We start from the raw sequence: 4,182 nt of genomic DNA, 5'->3' as shown, positions 1-4,182 counted from the left end.
TTAATGGAGAACTGTTACCCTTCTCGTGTCTCAGAATCGGGGTGCACTACACTATGTGTCCGGTACAAATCGTCACCTATGTCTCGGGCCGCTCAGAATAAGTTACTGAAATAACTAGTAAATCATGCATATGTGGTAGCGCCCCCAGACGGCTCCAGCTGGAGCAAGGTCATTTCCATTGCTGCAGAGCGCCGGACTTCGCGTCGTTGCCGTCCAGAACCCACTGACCTCGCTTGCAGACGACGTCGCTGCCACTGAACGGGCCATCGAGGCCGCGCCGGGAGATGTGATCCTCGTTGGCCACTCCTGGGGCGGAATGGTGATCACCGAGGGCGGAACGGCGGACAAGGTCAAAGTCTTGGTCTACGTTGCCGCCTTCGCCCTGCCGAAGGGCCAGTCAGTCACCAGCGCTACGGCGGGAAGTCCGCCGGCGCCTTGGACGTCGACCCTGCAGAAGGACAGCGGCGACTTCCTGACCGTACCCCAGGAGGGGCTGGGCAAGTATTTCGCTCAGGACGCGACGCCCGAGGAGGTTGCGGTTCTCGCGGCGACGCAGCAGCCATCGGCGGCCCGTCTCTTCGACGAACGGCTGACCCGGGCGGCGTCCGAGACCAAGCCCAGTTGGTTCGTGGTTGCGAAGGCTGACGGTGCGATTCGGCCGGCGTTCGAAGGTTCGATGGCCAAGGCCATCAAAGCGCATATCACCGAGCTCGAGGGCAATCACTTGATCATGTTGACCAAACCTCGTTCGGTCGCAGACGTGATCATCGACGCTGCAAAATCGGTGCGGTAGCTGTGACGGCGATGTCTCGATAGCGGTGGCAGCGCGCCTAGTGTGCGCTGTCGCTTAGGACTGTGCGAGTGGCGCCCTCTCGTGACCATCCAGCGACGCTTGCCGCGGGTCAAACTTAGCTATCCACATGCCATTGTGCGCCAAGGCACGACACGGTGACTTACGGGCCCCTAGCGCGACTAATTCCGCTATGAAGGGACCCTGTCGATTTCAGTTCGTTGCTAGGTCTTTTGGTTCAATAGGTCCGCCAGCAAGTGCCTGCTTGGAACTACGGGCCAAGAGCGAGGGAGGGGGTTCGTTTCTTTCACTCCAAGGCGCCAGCAGGCGAGGTTCTTGTTGCGCAGCCGTCGGCGTTCTCGGCGACGAACTGGCATGTTCGCTCCAGCGCCTCAATATCGGGATCGGCGCCGACGCGCAGAAGGCCGGCGAGCAGCGCCTGCACCTCAACGGTCAACGGTCACGATCTGCGCGAGATGGCCGTCGAGGAGCGCCGCGAGTTCCTGGGCGTCATCCCGCTGGACATCCGTATCCAGTTCAGCCAGGCGCTGCCGATGCGCTTCGATACCATGCCCTCCAGTCCGGCCTGATCGAGGAATATCACCTGCACGTGAGGCCGTTCGTGCTCGGCAGGGGCAAGCAAGGCCTCCGCTGCAACTGGTGTCGAGCACATTGATCGATGACGATACGGTTCATTTGATCTATGTGTGCCGCGAGACTGAACGATAAGGCGCTTCGGCGCCAACAGGCGAACCAACACGTACGTCCGCAATGGGCCTGATCCCGGACCTTCGCACCGAGGTCTCACATGTCCGCTCGCGTGCTGGGTACCCTAGCAGCGGACGGTCTGCTCGGCCCCATTTCTGCCGCCTCGGACCGCGTGGGTAGTGGAGAAATACGCCCGATTCCATTCATCCGCCCCCGGCTGTCGCAAAAGTTATATAGCGCAAACGATGACATAGGGGTTCTCAGTTTCATCCTGTCGGGCGCAGCATTGCCGCGGTTCGCTTGCCGACAACTATTCCTGCTGGAATTGACAGGGCCAATCTTCAGGCCTCGTCAGGCCAGAAGGCAACTCGGTCCGGGCGTCTCCGCAAGCCATGTTGAGCTGCCACTGGGACAGACCCACCGAATTGGAAAGGTCGACGCCCTCGATACGGGTCAGAAAGAAAAAGGCGCGGTCAAAGTCTATCGGCGCGGTGAACGTCGCTCCTCGGAAGTCCGCCCGTGCGAGATTGGCAAACGAGAAGCGGCTGCCGCTGATATCGGCGTCATGGAACTGCGCACGCCCCAATTCTGCCTTTGTGAAATCAACATTGGTCAGATTGGCGTCCTGGAAATTCGAGCGCTGCATTTCCGCGCTCGCAAACACAGCGCCCTGCGCGTCCATACGGCTGAAGTCGGTCCTGTAGCCCTCGATTCTGTCGAACCGGGCGCCTTTGGCGGTCGAGTCGGCCAGGGAAGCACGCACAAGAGTTGCCTTCTCAAGATTTGCCGCACGGAGATTGGTGTTCCTGAGGTCGGTCGAAGTGAAATCAACACCGAACAGGTTCGCCCCGCTCAGGTCCTGTCCATCTAGGATGAGAAGCTTCTTGTCACACTCTTGCCAATTGACGCCAGGCGTCGCGGCTGCGTCGCAATTTTGAGCGGCAGCGGCGTTCTGCCAAGCAAACACAGTGCAAACCGCTAGAACCAAGCCGGATGCGCCGTAAGCTCTGGTTCGCCTCAAAGTCATTGTTGCTCGACCTCTGCTACTCGCCGACACTCAACCTTACCACATCTGCTGACACTCGAGCCACGGTGACCACCGCCGTCACAGTTGGCGCATTTCTGATATTCAAGCTTTGATGTTAATCAACCGATCAACCCGCGCGTAGGGCGCGATTTGCGAGCGCCTCCCCATATCATCCGCGGTCCAGCAGAGATTCATTTGTCACCGGCCAGGCGCATCATTCCGCAGGTATGTTTGACTAAGCCGAGGAGAGCGGTCGTTCAGGATGGCGCAGTCGCGTGCCAAGATTGGCCTCCGCTCTGGACGTTTGTCTTGCTAATGAGGAGCCTGCTCGGGTGCTGATCGCCACCGCCGGCGTCCGCTGCCGACAAGCGTGAATCCGCTTGGTTCCGCACCGATCGGTACTTGCCGACGGCGAGGTTGACCCGGCACGGGGTGCTCGTCGCGTATCCTGATTCCGCTGTCGGATAAACCCCACGACTTCGCTTAGCGAGGCCGAAGTTGATCTCTGCCATCTACCAGGTCGAACCATCAACCCCGCATATTTGTGTCGTAAGCTGACGTGCCGCGAATACGCCGTTTTCGGTGAGGGAGGATTCGAACTCCGCGCTTGGAAGAGCGTCCTTCTCGTCTTCACCGTGCATGCCGGTTACGTGGGCGGCCGAGTGCCCTTCCGCGCTTCGCCAAACCTGCCGTGGAAAAGGCCTTGCCGTTTTTTTCCGGCGGGGCTTTGGTCAGATCGCGACTATTAGTGATTTATGCTGAAACTGGTTGCGGAGTCCGGAGTCGGACTTATTTGCGCTGATTAAGAGGCCCCGTCAGCAAACGAACTCGGTCACAGCACTGTATTGGCGGTATCCCTCTACCGACTCGAACCGCGACCGTTTCTTAGGTCGCGCCTACCGTTTTGCACGCCCTCCCCTGCCCGGCCGTGGCGGAAGGTTGAACCAGTTGGGCGACTGCTAGGTTCCAGACTGGAGGTAAGGTCGGCTCGCTGAAAGCACGGCAGGTGGCACGCGGCACATGCGCGACAACGGCGGTGGAGGGTTTGAGAGGGCCGGAGCCCCGACAGCTTTCGGGAGTTCGAACGATATAGTCGAACGGGCGAAATCGGGGCGCAAAGCTGCCATTCGGCACAAAGATAACAAATAGCATCGGCGATCGACTGAAGCCGCTCCTTCTCAGTCTGCTGGCGAACCGCGTAACCGGGGCAGATTTCCGGGCGAAGGGGTTTGCAGGCGAGCGCGTTCGTGATTCACCCTATGCGTGACTACCACCGACTGATTCGTTTGAAGGCTGTCGCTCGCGGAACTCCGCGGGTTGGTTACTGCGTTGATCGGCGAAGTGCGCGGTCCAAACATGGTTCGAAGTGGTCGATCGCAGGGCCGCGTCGCACGGTGCAGAAGGCCATGCATCGTTGATTATGCGCAAACTGCTATCGCGCGCCTAGTCGGAACTCGCGCATCGAACAGTACATCACATCGTCCGTCCCCAGCGCACCGGCGGCCTCCCCGCTCGCAATCCAAATAGACGTCTTTCAGCTGTTTGATTGGCATGTCAGCGTGAGCGAACGCGAGGTCCTGAGCGTCAGAAGCCGACAATGAAGCCGGACTGATTGCGATCAGCACGGTGCCGAGCGTCACAGGCGCGAGGGACTTAA

At 59.8% G+C, this 4,182-nt stretch carries 2 protein-coding genes and 1 pseudogene; 1 reads left to right on the top strand and 2 read right to left on the bottom strand.

What is annotated here, in order from left to right:
- Positions 1-178: 178 nt before the first annotated feature.
- The gene (locus NKH98_RS32685; RefSeq protein WP_352904291.1) at positions 179-793 is read left to right on the top strand and encodes an alpha/beta hydrolase; all 615 of its coding nucleotides are present in this window, start codon (positions 179-181) and stop codon (positions 791-793) included.
- 317 nt (positions 794-1,110) lie between these two features.
- Here NKH98_RS32685 and NKH98_RS32680 read toward each other — a convergent pair.
- Together NKH98_RS32680 and NKH98_RS32675 are read right to left on the bottom strand one after the other, a co-directional pair.
- Positions 1,111-1,232, bottom strand: a pseudogene (locus NKH98_RS32680) (DUF4326 domain-containing protein); the annotation flags it as partial.
- A 576-nt stretch (positions 1,233-1,808) separates the two neighbouring features.
- The gene (locus NKH98_RS32675) at positions 1,809-2,525 is read right to left on the bottom strand and encodes a pentapeptide repeat-containing protein (RefSeq protein ID WP_352904289.1); all 717 of its coding nucleotides are present in this window, start codon (positions 2,523-2,525) and stop codon (positions 1,809-1,811) included.
- Between the last annotated feature and the right edge of the window lie 1,657 nt (positions 2,526-4,182).

Origin of the sequence: Mesorhizobium sp. M0833 (assembly GCF_040319905.1) — a bacterium.
GTDB lineage: Bacteria > Pseudomonadota > Alphaproteobacteria > Rhizobiales > Rhizobiaceae > Mesorhizobium.
Note: the sequence above shows the minus strand (reverse complement) of the source record. Positions and strands in the feature narration are given on the sequence as shown.